Consider the following 13443-nt stretch of genomic DNA (forward strand, 5'->3'; position numbering starts at 1 on the left):
GCAGCGCACAGGGGCGGATCGGTACACGGCATATGTCCGGTGCGCGCCCCTCCCCGGCCGGCTGTGACCGCTATTGTCGGGGAGGTCAGTGTCCGTTGGTGTCCTCGGCGATCCGCTCGTGGTGCCGGATCACCTCGGCGATGATGAAGTTCAGGAATTTTTCGGCGAAGGCCGGATCGAGCTTGGCGCTCTCGGCGAGGCTACGCAGCCGCTCGATCTGCCGGGCCTCGCGGGCCTGGTCGGCGGGCGGCAGCTGGTGCACCGCCTTGAGGCGGCCGACCTGTTGGGTGCACTTGAAACGCTCGGCGAGCATGTGGACGACGGCCGCATCGATGTTGTCGATGCTGGCGCGCAGCCGCTCCAGTTCCTGTCGGACCGTGGGGTCCATGTCACCGGTGCCGGTGTTGCTGGTGGTCATGGGCGTCCACCCTATGTGGTCAGCAGCCTGGGCCTGAGGGTCGTCCGGGGACTGGATCACCGGCGGATCGCCGGTGTCGGGGCGACCACCGCCGCGCTGCGCAGCGCGGGCCGCCGGGTTCCCTGCTGGGTCGACGGCTCCCGCCGGGCTACTACCGGTCAGCCGGCCCCAGCGGTCCCTGCACGCCCCAGGACCGGTGCCGCGGGACGGCAGGACGGGGCAGGACGGCAGGAGCAAGGTGTGGCTGCGGGAACGCGGAAGACGCGTCCGAGGGGCCGGTGCCCCGTCTGCTACCCGGTTGGCCGGCCACGCGCTCGTCCGCCCGGCCATCGGCGCCGCTTACAGTGGAGAGGGGTTCCGACGTCTTTGGGGGTGCGGACGTGGCGAACGGTGGACCGGTCGAGCACGGCTATCCGCATCTGGATACGGTGCGGGCCGCCATCACCGCACTGTACAAGCGTCTGTCCCATGACACCGTCCAGACGTTCTCGGCCAGTGTGGCCCCCGCCGACGTGGCCTTCTGCGACACCGACGACCTGTATCTGGGCGCCCAGCGTGTGGCCCGCGAGATCGTGCGCCACTTCCGGTTGCCGGACGCGCGGCTGATCGTGAGCTTCCGGGAGATGGCCCATGCGGCGAACGTCGAACTGACGGCGGGACCTGAGTACTTCGTGGAGCTGAACGACCGCTTCCGCACGCATCGCGAGGACATCGGCGCCGCGCTCGCCCATGAGGTGACGCATGTGTACCTGCACCGCCTGGATCTCGTCTTTCCCACCACGGCGGAGAACGAGATTCTGACGGACACGGTGGCGACCTATCTGGGCGCGGGCTGGCTGCTGCTGGACGCCTATCGGGAAGACGGGGTCTCCTCCCAGAAGCTGGGTTACCTCACACCGGAGGAGTTCGGCTACGTCCTGGCCAAACGGGCCCTGCTCTTCCACGAGGACCCGTCCGTGTGGTTCACCAGCCCACAGGCCTACACCGCCTACACCAAGGGCCTGTCCCGGGCCCGCCGGGACGAGCAGCAGCCACCACTGGTCGGGGCAGGCTGGGCGGGACGGCGCCGCTACGCCCATGACCGCCGACACGCCTCTGACGGCGGCCGGCCGGCGGCCACCTATGCGTTCACTCCCGGTCCCGCCGGGCAACTCCGGGTCTCGTTTCCCTGCCCGACCTGCCACCAGTTGATCCGGGTTCCGGTGCGGGGGCGGGTACGGGCGCGGTGCGGGTTGTGCCAGACGGTTCTGGAGTGCGACACGTAAGGTTCGCGGCATGCGCCGGGGTGCTGCCCGCCGGCTCCGCCGAGCCACCGCCCTGCCCCGGCCCACCGTCGGCCCGGCCACCCGGGATGCACTGGCCCCACCAGGGTCATCCGGACGTTCGCCCCGCGCACGGCTTCGCCCTGCAGGCCATCGGCCCCCGCGGATGCGCCGCCGTCGACATCGCCCGCAACCTGGGGATTTCCAAACAGGCGGCGGGCAGGTCCGTCGACCGTCTGGTCACCCTCGGTTACGCCGAGCGCCGACGACCCCGCCGACGCCCGGCGCAGGTTGGTCCGGCTGACACCCCGTGGGCTTGACGTACTGCACCGCTCGGCTGCGATCTTCGACGAACTGCGAGCGGCCTGGGCCGCCGCACTGGGGTGAGGAACGCCTGCGCGCCATCGAGGACAGCCTGCGCGCGGTAGCGTCTGCCGGGGCGTTCGACTCGATGCTGCGGGATGGATCGGCGGCATGGGCTGACGACCGCGCCGTGCAAGCCGGCCTGCACGCGCCCCGCGGGCAGCACACGGTGACGTCGGCACCACAGCCCGCCCCGTGAGCTTGACCCGGGCGGCCGGCTAAACGGCGCGGCCGCGCACGGCACCTACCACGGTGTATGACCGCCAGCCGTGAGGGGACCGACCCGGAATTGGCCATCGGCACCTCGATCCGGCTTCACATGGAGCTGCGGACCGCCCTCCGGCCGGGGCCGGCTCGCTAAGCCCCGTAGACCGCCCCCGGCGGTTCCGCAGCGGCCAGCAGTTTCCGTGCCGTTTCCCCCGCCTCCGCTGGTGTCCGGCGTGCTCTGATGTCGTTGGTGGGGCCGGGCCGCCAGCCCTCCATGACGGTGATCCGGCCGCCCTCCGCCTCGAACACCCGACCGGTCACGCCCGTGCTCTCGGCCGAGCCGAGCCAGACCACGAGGGGGGAGACGTTCTCGGGGGCCATGGCGTCGAAACCGGTGGCGGGTGCCGCCATGGTCTCAGCGAAGGTGCGTTCCGTCATGCGGGTGCGGGCGGCGGGCGCGAGGGCGTTCACCTGTACGCCGTAGCGGGCGAGTTCAGCGGCCGCGACCAGGGTGAGACCGACGATCCCGGCCTTGGCCGCGCTGTAGTTGCCCTGCCCGACTGAGCCCAAGAGGCCGGCGCCGCTGCTGGTGTGAACGACCCGGGCCACCGGTGTGCGCCCCGCCTTGGCCTCGGCACGCCAGTGTGCGGCTGCGTACTTCAGGGGCAGGAAGTGCCCGGTGAGATGGACACGGATCACGGCGTCCCAGTCGCCCTCGCCGAGGTTGACCAGCATGCGGTCGCGCAGGAAGCCCGCGTTGCTGACGAGGGTGTCGAGTCTGCCGTAGGTCTCCACGGCGGCCCTGATCAACGAGACCGCACCCCTGCCGGTGGCGATGTCACCGCCGTGCGCGACCGCCTCACCACCCGCGGCCCGGATCTCCTCAGCGACCTGTCCGGCGGGGCTGTCCGGGCCCGGGCCACCGTCGAGGCCGACACCGAGATCGTTGACGACGACCCGCGCGCCCTCGGCCGCGAAGGCGAGGGCGTGGGCACGACCGAGCCCGCGGCCCGCTCCGGTGACGACGACCACCCGGCCATCGCAGATTCCGCTCATCTCAGCCCTCCTCGGGGGCGGTCGAGGTACCCGTGACGTCCTCTTCGGTGGTGGCGGCGTCCAGGAAGGCGGGCCGTTCCCCGCCCCCGTGCACCTGCAGGCTCGCCCCGCTGATGTAGGCGGCGGCGTCGGAGGCGAGGAAGACGGCGGCGGCGCCGACGTCCGCGGGGACGGCCAGTCGGCCCAGCGGGACGGTACGGGAGACGGCGCGGACGCCGTCGGGACCGCCGTAGTGCAGGTGGGCCAGTTCGGTGCGGACCAGCCCCACGACGAGGGTGTTGACCCGGATCTCCGGCGCCCACTCCACGGCCATGGAGGCGGCCAGATTCGCCAGGCCCGCCTTGGCCGCGCCGTACGCGGCGGAGCCCGGCGAGGGGCGAGCTCCGCTGACGCTGCCGACCATCACGATCGAGCCGCTGCTGCGCCGCAGGTGCTGGTAGGCGGCGAGAGACGCGGTCAGCGGTGTGACCAAGTTCAGCTCGATGACTCTGGCGTGCCGTTCGGCACCGGCGTCGGCCAACAAACGGTACGGCGTACCGCCGGCGTTGTTGACGAGCACGTCCAGCCGGGGCAGCCCCTCGAAGAAGGCCCGGACGGCGGGCGGGTCGCGCAGGTCGAGCGGGATGAACCCGACGCCGTCCAACGGCTGTTCCGGAGGCCTGCGGGCGCAGGCCAAGACCTGGGCGCCCGCTTCGGCGAAGGCCCGCGCGATGCCGGCACCCACGCCCTGGGTACCGCCGGTGACCACGACGGTCCGGCCGCGCAGCGAGTTGTCCACAGGGCTCGCAGGTGAGTTGTCCACAGGCTCTCCCGCTCGTCTTCACCGGCTGCTAGCTTCGAAGCCTCACACCTAACAAATGTTTGGTGGAATGCGCTGAGTGTGAAGGTAGCTGATGCGGCCATGGGTGTCTCCACCTCGTCCCCGGAAAAGGGGATTTCGCTTGTCGCGGTCGATTTCCCACCGGTGAACGCTCTGCCGGCAGCCGGATGGTTCGCGCTGGCCGAGGCGGTCCGCACGGCAGGCCGGGATCCGGAGGTCCGGTGTGTCGTGCTGGCGGCCGAGGGGCGGGGTTTCAACGCGGGCGTGGACATCAAGGAGATACAGGCGGACGGGCAGAAGGCACTGATCAGTGCCAACCACGGCTGCGCCGAAGCCTTCACAGCGGTCTACGAGTGCGCTACGCCCGTCGTCGCAGCAGTACAGGGCTTCTGCCTGGGCGGCGGCATAGGCCTGGCGGGCAACGCGGACGCGATCGTGGCGAGTGAGGACGCCGCCTTCGGGCTGCCCGAGCTGGACCGAGGGGCCCTGGGAGCCGCGACCCATCTGGCGCGGCTGGTCCCGCAGCACCTGATGCGTGCCCTCTACTACACCGGGCGCACTGCCAGCGCCGCCGAACTGCACCGGCACGGCTCGGTCTGGCGCGTGGTGCCACGCCCTCGGTTACGGGCGGCGGCCCTGGAACTCGCCCGGGAGATCGCCGCGAAGGACGGGCAGCTGCTGCGTATGGCCAAGGCCGCCATCAACGGGATCGATCCGGTCGACGTGCACCGCAGCTACCGCTTCGAGCAGGGCTTCACCTTCGAGGCCAACCTCAGCGGACTGGCCGACCAGGTCCGCGGCACGTTCGGGCAGGAGGGAGCGTAGTGGGCGACAAGACGATGACCGCGGACGAGGCGGTCTCGCAGTTGGAGAGCGGCATGACCCTCGGCATCGGCGGCTGGGGCTCCCGCCGCAAGCCGATGGCCCTGGTCCGGGCGCTGCTGCGGACCGGGACCAGGGATCTCACCGTCGTCTCGTACGGCGGCCCGGACATCGGCATGCTGGCCGCGGCCGGCCGGATCCGCAAACTGATCACCGCCTTCGTCACCCTCGACTCCATCCCGCTGGAACCGCACTACCGAGCAGCGCGTGAGCGCGGTGACTTGGAGCTGGCGGAGATCGACGAGGGCATGTTCCTGTCGGGCCTGCGGGCGGCGGCCGAGCGGCTGCCCTTCCTGCCGGTGCGAGCCGGGATCGGCTCGGATGTGATGCGGATCAATCCCGGTCTGCGAACGGTGACGTCTCCGTACGAGGACGGGGAGACGTTCGTGGCCATGCCGGCCCTCCGGCTGGACGCGGCCCTGGTACACGTCAACCGCGCCGACCGGCTGGGCAATGGCCAGTACCTGGGCCCGGACCCGTATTTCGACGACCTGTTCTGCGCGGCGGCGGCAGCCGCCTACGTCTCCTGCGAACGGATCGTGGACACGGCCGAATTGGCCAAGGAGGCCACCCCGCAGTCGCTACTCCTCAAACGCCTGGCAGTGACCGGCGTGGTGGAGGCGCCGTCCGGTGCGCACTTCACGTCCTGTGCCCCGGACTACGGCAGGGACGAGGAGTTCCAGCGACACTACGCGGCCACACCGTGGCCGGAGTTCGCCGGGCGGTTCCTCGGCGCGGGCGAGGAGGCCTACCGGGCGGCGGTGCAGGAGTGGCGGAAGGAGCGGATCCGATGAACGTCAGCCGTGCCGAGTACTGTGTGATCGCCTGCGCGGACATCTGGCGCGGGGCCGGGGAAGTACTGGCGAGTCCGATGGGCCTGATCCCCTCGCTCGGCGCACGACTGGCCCGGCTCACCTTCGCGCCGGACCTGCTGCTGACCGACGGGGAGGCACTGCTGGTCCGCCCGGACGGAACCCCGGAGGGCTGGCTGCCTTACCGGCAGCACCTGGAGCTGGTCGCGGGCGGGCGCCGACGCCTGATGATGGGCGCAAGCCAGATCGACCGCTACGGCAACCAGAACATCTCCTGCATCGGTGACTGGGCACGCCCGGACCGTCAGCTGCTCGGGGTGCGCGGAGCGCCGCTCAACACACTGAACAATCCGACAAGTTACTGGGTTCCGAAGCACTCGCGGCGGGTGTTCGTGGAGCGGGTGGACCTGGTGTGCGGAGTGGGGTACGACCGGGCGGCCGGGCTGGGTGTGTCGGCCCGCTTCCACCGTGTCGTCCGGGTCGTCTCCGACCTCGGTGTCTTCGACTTCGCGACACCGGACCGTTCGATGCGGCTGGCTGCGCTGCATCCCGGAGTGAGCGTCGAGGAGGTGCGTCGGGCAACGTGCTTCGCGCTCACCGTGCCAGAGGAGGTGCCGTGCACCCGGGAGCCCGAGGCAGGTGAGCTGCGGCTGATCCGTGAGGTACTGGATCCCGGCGGGGCACGCTCGCGTGAGGTACCCGAAGGGGTGAGGAGCTGATGGAGACCGCGCTCACCCGGCTGGTCGGGGTCCGCCATCCGATCGTGCAGACCGGGATGGGATGGGTGTCCGGTCCCCGGCTGGTGTCGGCGACGGCCAACGCCGGCGCCCTCGGCATCCTGGCATCCGCGACGATGACCCCGGCCCGGCTGCGCGATGCGATACGCGAGGTCCGGTCCCGCACCGAAGCACCGTTCGGGGTGAATCTGCGGGCCGACGCAGGAGACGCGGCCGACCGGGTGCGGATCATCCTGGAGGAGGGGGTCCCGGTGGCCTCCTTCGCCCTGGCCCCGTCGCGCGAGCTGATCACACGGCTCAAGGAGGCGGGTGTGGTCGTCATTCCGTCCGTCGGCGCGCGCCGGCATGCCGAGAAAGTGGCTGCCTGGGGGGCGGACGCGGTGATCGTTCAGGGCGGTGAGGGCGGCGGGCACACTGGGGACGTGGCGACGACCGTGCTGCTGCCCCAGGTGGTGGACGCGGTGCGGATTCCGGTCGTGGCAGCGGGCGGCTTCTTCGACGGACGGGGCCTGGTGGCCGCGCTGGCCTACGGGGCGTCGGGGGTGGCGATGGGCACCCGGTTCCTCCTCACCTCCGACTCCACCGTGCCGGACGCGGTGAAGGCCCGGTATCTGGCAGCGACGGTCAGGGACGTCACGGTGACCGGGGCTGTAGACGGCCTGCCGCACCGGATGCTGCGTACCGGGTTGGTGGACGCACTGGAGCGGTCAGGCCGCATACGGACCCTCGCCCGCGCGGTCCGTGAAGCGGCGAGCTTCCGGCGGATGTCGGGGCTCACCTGGCGCCGGCTGGTTCGGGACGGTCTGGCACTGCGGAAGGACAAAGACTTGTCCTGGAGCCAGGTGTTGCTGGCCGCGAACACACCGATGTTGCTCAAGGCCGCAATGGTGGACGGCCGTACGGACCTCGGGGTGATGGCAGCAGGGCAGGTCACCGGGGTGATCAATGATCTCCCGTCGTGCGCGGAGTTGGTGGATCGGGTGATGGCGCAGGCGGAGGAAATCATCGGTGCGCTGCCGGCGGGAGGTACTTCCACGCCGGCATGGCAGAGATGATCAAGCAGCCCTGAGCTGAGTGTCTTCGGGGCAGGCAGCGTGCGGGTGGTGCCGCAACCGGTCCGGGTGAGGATCACGGTGGGCACTGGATCGTGCTGCGGGTCAGGCGTTCCAGGAGGCGGGGACAGCAGTGATCCGACTGCGCGAAACCTCCGGAACCGTGGCCGGGTGGCCTTGCCGTCCTGGAGTCGTGCCCGGATGTTTGGGCCCCGGAGCCGTGCCTGAGCCGTACCCACCGGACCGTACCCGCCGAGTCCTGCCCAAAGCCGCCCTCAGAGCCGTTCGATGATCGTCACATTGGCCTGGCCGCCGCCCTCGCACATGGTCTGGAGGCCGTAGCGGCCGCCCGTACGCTCCAGTTCATGGAGCAGGGTGGTCATCAGCCGGGCACCGGTCGCGCCGAGGGGGTGGCCGAGGGCTATCGCTCCGCCGTTGACGTTGACCCGGTCGGGGTCGGCACCGGTCTCCTTCAGCCAGGCCAGGACAACCGGCGCGAAGGCCTCGTTGATCTCCACCAGGTCGATGGCATCAATGGTCAGGCCGGTCCTCCTCAGAGCATGGGCGGTGGCCGGGATGGGAGCGGAGAGCATGCGAAGGGGGTCCTCGCCGCGCACGGTGAGGTGGTGGACGCGGGCGCGTGGGTGCAGCCCGTGGTCCCGTACTGCCCGCTCCGAAGCGAGCAGCATGGCGGCGGCCCCATCCGAGATCTGGGAGGAGCAGGCCGCGGTGATGGTGCCGCCGTCGAGGACAGGCTTGAGCGTGGCCATCTGCTCCAGGGACGTGTCCCTGCGCGGGCCCTCGTCCACTCGGACCTCGGCGCAGGGGACGGTCTCACGGGCGAAGCGGCCGGTGTCGATCGCCCGGATCGCCCGCCGGTGCGAGCACAGCGCGAACTCCTCCTGGTCCTCGCGGCTGATGCCCCACCGGGCGGCGATCATCTCGGCGCCGGTGAACTGGTCTACGGGGTGGTCGCCGTAGCGGGCCCGCCAACCGGCGCTGCCGTGGAAGGGACCGTCGGTCAGGCCGAGGGGGGCCGCTGCCTGCCGGGAGGCGAAGGCGATGGGGATCTGGGACATGTTCTGCACACCACCCGCGACCACCAGGTCCTGGGTACCGGAGAGCACGGCCTGCGCGGCGAAGTGCACGGCCTGCTGGGAGGAGCCGCACTGCCGGTCGACAGTCACGCCCGGCACCTCCTCGGGCAGACCGGCGGCCAGCCAGCAGGTGCGGGCGATGTCACCCGCCTGCGGCCCCACCGTGTCCAGGCAGCCGAAGACAACGTCCTCCACGGCGGCCGGGTCGATGCCGGACCGCTCCACCAGAGCCGTCAGTACGTGGGCGCCCAGGTCGGCCGGGTGGACCCCGCCCAGCCCTCCCCCGCGCCGCCCGACGGGCGTGCGGACCGCCTCGACGATGTAGGCCTCGGCCATGGCAACTCCCTCAGTCGAAAGGGCTATTCGCGTACAGCGATCCCGTCCAGCACCATCGACAGGTACTGGCGGGCGATCTCCTCGGGGCTGTGCTGCCCGCCTGGCCGGTACCAGGACGCGGCGACCCAGACGGTGTCCCGCACGAAGCGGTAGGTGAGCCGGACGTCCAGGTCGGCGCGGAAGGCGCGCTCGGCCACACCGCGTTCCAGCGTGCTGAGCCATGCCTTCTCGAACCGGCGCTGGGATTCGGCGAGGAATGCGAACCGGTCCTGGGCGACGAGCTGCCTGCTCTCCTTCTGGTAGATCGCGACGGCGGCACGGTGCCGGTCGATCTCCCGGAAGGACTCGGTGACTAGGGCTTCCAGCGTCTCCCGAGGACCGAGTCCGGCAGCGAGGACGGAGTCGTAGCCGTCCCACAGCTCGTCGAGAAAGCTCCGCAGGATCTCCTCCAGCATCGACTCCTTGGAGTCGAAGTGGTAGTAGAGGCTTCCCGCGAGCATCCCGGCATGGTCGGCGATTCTGCGGACGGTGGTGGCGTTGTAGCCATGCTCGGCGAAGACCTCGGCGGCGGTGCTGAGGAGTTCGCCGCGCCGGGCCGCGGCGGCGGTCACCTGGGACTTCTTCTTGGTCGGCACGCACCCATTGTCGTCCTAGGGGTGCTGACTGCTGACGGCGACGACCTCGCCGGTCATGTACGAGGAGTAGCCAGAGGCCAGGAACACGATCACGTTGGCCACTTCCCACGGCTGCGCGTACCGTCCGAAGGCTTCCCGCTCGGTCAGCTGGTCGAGGAGTTCCGCGGAAGTGACCTTGACCAGGTGGGGGTGCATGGCGAGACTGGGCGCGACGGCGTTGACCCGCACCCCGTAGGCGGCGGCCTCGATCGCCGCGCACCGGGTCAACGCCATCACCGCGGCCTTGGCGGCGGCATAGTGCGCTTGTCCTGCCTGGGCCCGCCAGCCGACCACGGAAGCGTTGTTGACGATCGCTCCACGACCGGTCTCCCGCATGGCGCTCAGCGCCGCGCGCGTGCACCGGAAGGTGCCGTTCAACGTGACGTCCAGGACACGGAACCACTGCTCATCGGTCATGTCGACGAGCGCTGAAGTGCCCCCGAGGCCTGCGTTGTTGACCACGATGTCCAGTTGTCCGTGCGCGACCGCGGCGGCCTCGAAGAGGTCGCGCACCTGGCCCTCGTCGGTGACATCGCACGGCACCGACGTCACCGCGCCCGGGAACTCCCGGCACAGCTCGGCCGCGTACTCCCGCAGCCGACGCGTGTGCGCGTCGCTGATGAGCACGCGCGCGCCCTCTTCCAGGAACCGGCGCGCGGTCGCCCCGCCGATGCCTGCTCCGGCCGCAGCGGTGATGACGGCGGTACGCCCCTGCAGCAATCCGTGCCCGGGTAGGCAGACCGGGCTCTCGACGCCTGTCATGGGACCACGCTAACCTACCAAACACTTGTTAGGGAAGGACGGTGGCGGCGACCGTGGACCTGACCCATTCCGATACCGACGAGGAGTTCCGCGCCGAGGCCCGGGCCTGGCTGGCGGAGCACGTGCCGCGCGCACCGCTGCCGTCCCTGGAGACGGCGGAGGGCTTCGCGGCGCACCGCGCGTGGGAGGCCGAACTGGCCGCAGACCGCTGGTCGGCGGTGTCGTGGCCGGTGGAGTACGGTGGCCGGGACGCCGGACTGCTGCAGTGGCTGCTCTTCGAGGAGGAGTACTGGGCGGCGGGTGCACCGGGCCGGGTCGGACAGAACGGCATCAGCCTGCTCGCGCCGACGCTCTTTGACCACGGCACGGAGGAACAACGCGCCCGTGTGCTGCCGCCGATGGCCTCGGGCGAGGTGGTCTGGGCCCAGGCCTGGTCGGAACCGGAGGCGGGCTCGGATCTGGCCGCGCTCACCTCCAGGGCCGTGCGCACGGACGGTGGCTGGCTGCTACGCGGGCAGAAGACGTGGTCATCGCGGGCGGCCTTCGCGGACCGGGCCTTCGGGTTGTTCCGCAGCCAGCCCGGGGCGGCCGACCCGCACCAGGGGCTCACGTACCTGATGTTCGGCCTGCGGGCGCCCGGGGTCACGGTCCGCCCAATCGGCCGCCTCGACGGGAAACCGGCCTTCGCGGAGCTCTTCCTGGACGACGTGTTCGTGCCGGACCAGGACGTGATCGGCAAGCCCGGTCAGGGCTGGCGGGTCGCCATGTCCACGGCGGGCAACGAACGCGGGCTCACCCTGCGCTCCCCGGGCCGCTTCCTCGCCTCAGCAGCCCGTCTGGCGGAGCTGTGGCGGGCCCGCGGCTGTCCGGACCACGCCCGCGCCCGGGTGGCCGATGCCCTGATCGGCGCCCGCGCCTACCAGCTGTTCACCCACGCGGCCGCTTCCCGCTTCCTGGACGGCGCCCGGATCGGCCCGGAATCCAGCATGAACAAGGTGTTCTGGTCCGAGCTGGACCTCGCGGTGCACGAAACGGCCCTCGACGTGCTCGGCGCCGAGGGCGAACTGGCGGGCACCGACTGGTCCGAGGGATATGTCTTCGCGCTCGCCGGTCCCGTCTACGCGGGAACCAACGAGATCCAGCGCGACATCATCGCCGAGCGTCTGCTCGGCCTGCCGAAGGGACGCCGCTGATGCGCTTCCTCCTCGATGCCGAGCAGCTCGCCTTCGCAGACTCGCTGCACGCGATGCTGACGGCCGCGGACACTCCGGCGGTGGTCCGGGACTGGAGCCGCGGCGAGCATGCGAGCGGGCGCGCGCTGTGGGCGCGGATCGCCGCTGCGGGGGTCTTCGCGCTCGCGGTGCCGGAGGAACACGGAGGGGTGGGTCCGCGCCCGGTGGAACTCGCGGTGGCCTTCCTCGAACTGGGGCGGCATGCGGCGCCGGGGCCACTGGCGGAGACGGTCGCCGCGGCCGTGCTGCTGGGCGAGACCCCGCGGGCCAAGGAGTTCCTGCCCGGTCTCGCGGCCGGAACCGACATCGCGACCGTGGCGGCGCCCACCGGATTCGCGCTCGACGGCGATGCCGCCTCCCTATGCCTGTCCCCCACCCCCCAAGGTCTGTTCCGGTCGGCCACGGCCCCCGGTGTGGTGCGCCGTTCGCTCGACCCGGCCCGCCGCCTGACCCCGCTCGCATCAGACGGTGAACTGCTCGTTGCCGGCCCGGCCGGTGGCCAGGCCCTCGCCTGGACCCGTCTGGCCACCGCCGCCCAGGCCCTCGGCGTCGGGCTGGCCCTCCTCGACCGGACCGTCTCCTACGTCCGCCGACGGACCCAGTTCGGTGTCCCCATCGGTTCCTTCCAGGCGGTCAAGCACCGTCTGGCCGACGCGAAGACGGCCCTGGAGTTCGCCCGGCCGGTGCTCTTCGGCGCGGCGATATCGATGCGCCCGGCAGACGTGGCCGCAGCGAAACTCACGGCCTGCGAGGCGGCGTACACCGCCGCCCGCACAGCGCTGCAGCTGCACGGCGCGATCGGGTACACGGCCGAATACGACCTGTCGCTGTGGTTGACCAAGGCACGCGCCCTGCGCGCCGCCTGGGGCACCCCCGACGAATGCCGTGACCTGGTGCTCGCGGACGGGCTCGGCTAGGGGTCTTCCGGTCAGCCCGGCCGCACGATTCCCGCGGCACGCGCTGCCGCCAACCACCGGGGGAACTCGCCGACGAGACGGTCATACAGTTCGGTGTCGGAAACCAGGCGGGGATCCTCGCCCGCGTGGAAGAAGCCCGCGTTGTCCACGATCCGCTTGCCGGGCACCGCCAGCTCGTCCAGTTTGCGCAAGAAGTCGAACTGCCGGCTGCCCGGGTCGCCGAAGCCGACGAACTGCCAGAACAACGGCAGTCGCGCCGCCTTGCACAGATAGCGTTCCGCAGCAGGCTTGCTGATCGGGCCGCCATCGGTCTGGAAGACAACCAGGGCGGGATCGGTGGCACCGCTGTCGAGGTAGTGGTCGATGACGGCATCCATCGCCACGTGGTAGCTGGTCTTCCCCATGTGCCCGAGCCCGGCCGCGATCCGCTCGACGCGGTCCTCGTGACCGTCCAGGGCGATGTCGGTGACCGCGTCGACGTCGGTGGAGAAGAACACCACCGGCACCCGTCCGTCGTCGTCCAGATGCGCTGACAGGCCCAACACCCGGTCGGCGAGCGCCTGCACGCTGCCGTCCTGGTAATACGGCCTCATCGAGCCGGAGTAATCGACCACGAGGTACACGGCGACCCGCAGCCCGTCCAGGCCGTGCTTGCGCAGGGACACCCCGGCCGAACGGTAGGCGCTGACGAGTGCGGGCGCGGCCTCCTCCACCTTGCGCAGGCTGATCGCGGCCATGGCCCCCAGACTGTTGTGACGTGCGGCTGTCCCGGGCCCGAGCCTACGTGACCGACAGGCCCGCGGTACCGCCCCGTCA

General features: G+C 71.1%; 14 protein-coding genes and 1 pseudogene. 8 read left to right on the top strand and 7 right to left on the bottom strand.

Annotated elements, in window-relative coordinates; all coding sequences use genetic code 11:
* Positions 1 to 85 precede the first annotated feature (85 nt).
* Positions 86 to 418 carry a chorismate mutase gene (locus LK06_RS06960; RefSeq protein WP_039655984.1) on the bottom strand — a complete coding sequence of 111 codons (333 nt, stop codon included), beginning with the start codon at positions 416 to 418 and terminating at the stop codon, positions 86 to 88.
* A 380-nt stretch (positions 419 to 798) separates the two neighbouring features.
* Between LK06_RS06960 and LK06_RS06965 the strand changes: the two genes are divergently transcribed.
* Positions 799 to 1683: a hypothetical protein gene (locus tag LK06_RS06965; RefSeq protein WP_039655981.1), complete on the top strand. Its 885-nt coding sequence runs from the start codon at positions 799 to 801 to the stop codon at positions 1681 to 1683.
* Positions 1671 to 2163: pseudogene (locus LK06_RS06970) on the top strand (MarR family winged helix-turn-helix transcriptional regulator). The gene LK06_RS06965 and the pseudogene LK06_RS06970 overlap by 13 nt, the downstream one beginning before the upstream one ends.
* A gap of 237 nt (positions 2164 to 2400) precedes the next feature.
* Here the strand turns inward: LK06_RS06970 and LK06_RS06975 are convergent.
* Together LK06_RS06975 and LK06_RS06980 are read right to left on the bottom strand one after the other, a co-directional pair.
* Positions 2401 to 3306 carry an SDR family oxidoreductase gene (locus LK06_RS06975; protein WP_039655980.1) on the bottom strand — a complete coding sequence of 302 codons (906 nt, stop codon included), beginning with the start codon at positions 3304 to 3306 and terminating at the stop codon, positions 2401 to 2403.
* Between the two features lies 1 nt (position 3307).
* A complete protein-coding gene (locus LK06_RS06980) occupies positions 3308 to 4108 on the bottom strand; it encodes an SDR family oxidoreductase (RefSeq protein ID WP_234367372.1) in 801 nt (266 codons plus the stop codon).
* A 99-nt stretch (positions 4109 to 4207) separates the two neighbouring features.
* On the opposite strand from LK06_RS06980, the gene LK06_RS06985 reads away from it, so the two are divergent.
* From LK06_RS06985 to LK06_RS07000, 4 genes are read left to right on the top strand one after another with little or no spacing between them, the layout of a single operon-like run.
* Positions 4208 to 4951, top strand: a complete 744-nt coding sequence (locus LK06_RS06985; protein ID WP_039655978.1) for an enoyl-CoA hydratase family protein — start codon at positions 4208 to 4210, stop codon at positions 4949 to 4951.
* Positions 4951 to 5802 carry a CoA transferase subunit A gene (locus tag LK06_RS06990; protein ID WP_039655976.1) on the top strand — a complete coding sequence of 284 codons (852 nt, stop codon included), beginning with the start codon at positions 4951 to 4953 and terminating at the stop codon, positions 5800 to 5802. The genes LK06_RS06985 and LK06_RS06990 overlap by 1 nt, the downstream gene beginning before the upstream one ends.
* Positions 5799 to 6539 (top strand): CoA-transferase subunit beta, encoded by a 741-nt coding sequence (locus tag LK06_RS06995; RefSeq protein ID WP_043432269.1) that lies wholly within the window; start codon positions 5799 to 5801, stop codon positions 6537 to 6539. Before LK06_RS06990 ends, LK06_RS06995 begins: the two co-directional genes overlap by 4 nt.
* Positions 6539 to 7612, top strand: coding sequence for an NAD(P)H-dependent flavin oxidoreductase (locus LK06_RS07000; protein ID WP_039655973.1), 1074 nt, complete (start codon positions 6539 to 6541; stop codon positions 7610 to 7612). Before LK06_RS06995 ends, LK06_RS07000 begins: the two co-directional genes overlap by 1 nt.
* Positions 7613 to 7884: 272 nt before the next feature.
* Here the strand turns inward: LK06_RS07000 and LK06_RS07005 are convergent, their stop codons facing one another.
* From LK06_RS07005 to LK06_RS07015, 3 genes are read right to left on the bottom strand one after another with little or no spacing between them, the layout of a single operon-like run.
* The gene (locus LK06_RS07005) at positions 7885 to 9042 is read right to left on the bottom strand and encodes an acetyl-CoA C-acetyltransferase (protein WP_039655971.1); all 1158 of its coding nucleotides are present in this window, start codon (positions 9040 to 9042) and stop codon (positions 7885 to 7887) included.
* A gap of 23 nt (positions 9043 to 9065) precedes the next feature.
* On the bottom strand, positions 9066 to 9677 hold the full coding sequence (locus LK06_RS07010) for a TetR/AcrR family transcriptional regulator (RefSeq protein ID WP_039655969.1): 612 nt from the start codon (positions 9675 to 9677) through the stop codon (positions 9066 to 9068).
* Between the two features lie 15 nt (positions 9678 to 9692).
* On the bottom strand, positions 9693 to 10478 hold the full coding sequence (locus LK06_RS07015) for an SDR family oxidoreductase (RefSeq protein WP_039655967.1): 786 nt from the start codon (positions 10476 to 10478) through the stop codon (positions 9693 to 9695).
* Positions 10479 to 10531: 53 nt separating this feature from the next.
* On the opposite strand from LK06_RS07015, the gene LK06_RS07020 reads away from it, so the two are divergent.
* Both LK06_RS07020 and LK06_RS07025 read left to right on the top strand, forming a co-directional pair.
* Positions 10532 to 11671 carry an acyl-CoA dehydrogenase family protein gene (locus tag LK06_RS07020; RefSeq protein ID WP_039656110.1) on the top strand — a complete coding sequence of 380 codons (1140 nt, stop codon included), beginning with the start codon at positions 10532 to 10534 and terminating at the stop codon, positions 11669 to 11671.
* Positions 11671 to 12627, top strand: coding sequence for an acyl-CoA dehydrogenase family protein (locus LK06_RS07025; protein WP_039655965.1), 957 nt, complete (start codon positions 11671 to 11673; stop codon positions 12625 to 12627). Before LK06_RS07020 ends, LK06_RS07025 begins: the two co-directional genes overlap by 1 nt.
* An 11-nt stretch (positions 12628 to 12638) precedes the next feature.
* Here the strand turns inward: LK06_RS07025 and LK06_RS07030 are convergent, their stop codons facing one another.
* On the bottom strand, positions 12639 to 13364 hold the full coding sequence (locus LK06_RS07030) for a VWA domain-containing protein (protein ID WP_039655963.1): 726 nt from the start codon (positions 13362 to 13364) through the stop codon (positions 12639 to 12641).
* Positions 13365 to 13443: the final 79 nt, after the last annotated feature.

The sequence above is a fragment of the Streptomyces pluripotens genome (assembly GCF_000802245.2).
GTDB lineage: Bacteria > Actinomycetota > Actinomycetes > Streptomycetales > Streptomycetaceae > Streptomyces > Streptomyces pluripotens.

Excerpts from the sequence above, each read along its gene's own strand:
- LK06_RS07025 (WP_039655965.1), top strand. The coding sequence starts at position 11,671 with ATGCGCTTCCTCCTCGATGCCGAGCAGCTCGCCTTCGCAGACTCGCTG.
- LK06_RS07030 (WP_039655963.1), bottom strand. The coding sequence starts at position 13,364 with ATGGCCGCGATCAGCCTGCGCAAGGTGGAGGAGGCCGCGCCCGCACTC.
- LK06_RS06985 (WP_039655978.1), top strand. The coding sequence starts at position 4,208 with ATGGGTGTCTCCACCTCGTCCCCGGAAAAGGGGATTTCGCTTGTCGCG.
- LK06_RS06960 (WP_039655984.1), bottom strand. The coding sequence starts at position 418 with ATGACCACCAGCAACACCGGCACCGGTGACATGGACCCCACGGTCCGA.
- LK06_RS06975 (WP_039655980.1), bottom strand. The coding sequence starts at position 3,306 with ATGAGCGGAATCTGCGATGGCCGGGTGGTCGTCGTCACCGGAGCGGGC.
- LK06_RS07015 (WP_039655967.1), bottom strand. The coding sequence starts at position 10,478 with ATGACAGGCGTCGAGAGCCCGGTCTGCCTACCCGGGCACGGATTGCTG.
- LK06_RS07000 (WP_039655973.1), top strand. The coding sequence starts at position 6,539 with ATGGAGACCGCGCTCACCCGGCTGGTCGGGGTCCGCCATCCGATCGTG.
- LK06_RS06995 (WP_043432269.1), top strand. The coding sequence starts at position 5,799 with ATGAACGTCAGCCGTGCCGAGTACTGTGTGATCGCCTGCGCGGACATC.
- LK06_RS07005 (WP_039655971.1), bottom strand. The coding sequence starts at position 9,042 with ATGGCCGAGGCCTACATCGTCGAGGCGGTCCGCACGCCCGTCGGGCGG.